The organism is Vibrio ruber DSM 16370 (assembly GCF_900163965.1).
GTDB classification, from domain to species: Bacteria; Pseudomonadota; Gammaproteobacteria; order Enterobacterales; family Vibrionaceae; genus Vibrio; species Vibrio ruber.
The window spans coordinates 1-931 of sequence record NZ_FULE01000062.1 but is presented as its reverse complement, the minus strand read 5'-3'; the positions used below and the strand labels follow the sequence as shown (position 1 = coordinate 931).

Sequence of the window (931 nt, the reverse complement as noted above, 5' to 3'; positions counted from 1 at the left end):
TTCTGATGGGATGGTCACTCCATCACTCGGCATCGTGATGTGCCATGATTGAAGTGATATCAACAATCGAAATCAGGAGTGACCACCATGAAATGTAGCGTAATCAGTATCGACTTGGCAAAAAACGTTTTCCAAATCTGTGCATTAGATGACAAACGTCTGGTTCTTTTGAACAAAAAAGTTAGACGAAACGACTTGCTCGATCAACTCAGACAATTTGAACCCACTCTTGTTGTGACTGAAGCTTGTTATACAGCGAATCTTTGGGGACGGCGAATACAACAGCTTGGACACACTGTAAAATTTGTACCAACACATGCGGTCAAACCATTTCTTATCGGTAACAAAAATGATGCGAATGACGCTCTGGCAATTGCTGAAGCCGCCCTTCGACCCAAAATCCATTTTGTTTCGGTGAAAACGGTCGAGCAACAAGACCTACAATCACTTTATAAAATTCGTGAGCTACTTGTTCGTCAACGAACCGCTCAGGTAAATCAGTTACGAGGATTACTTGCAGAATATGGCGAAGTCCTTCCCAAAGGACTCCGTCATGTTAGGGAGGAAATTCCTGAAATCCTTGAAAATGCCGAAAATGAGTTGTCCCATATTGCCAGAGATTTTTTCCACCACCTTTATCAAAGCATTCAGGATTTGAGCATACAAATAGATGTATTTGAACAGAAAATATTACAGTTGGTTCAAGGCAAAGATGATTATCACCGACTACTGACCATTCCAGGTGTAGGACAGCGAGTTGCTGCTGCGGTGCTCGCTTTTGTCAGTGATATTCATGCATTCAAAAACGGGCGGCAGTTTGCTGTATGGTTAGGCTTAACACCAAAACAGATTTCTAGTGGTGAGAGCAATCGAATCGGGCGGATGACAAAGCGCGGAAATCCTACTCTCAGGTATTTACTAATTTTGGGAA

General features: G+C 42.5%; 1 protein-coding gene. It reads left to right on the top strand.

The annotated features are described in order from the left end of the window. Window positions 1-114: 114 nt before the first annotated feature. Window positions 115-931, top strand: an 817-nt coding sequence (locus VR7878_RS18985) for an IS110 family RNA-guided transposase (protein WP_159440506.1), incomplete at its 3' end; no start/stop codon positions are given.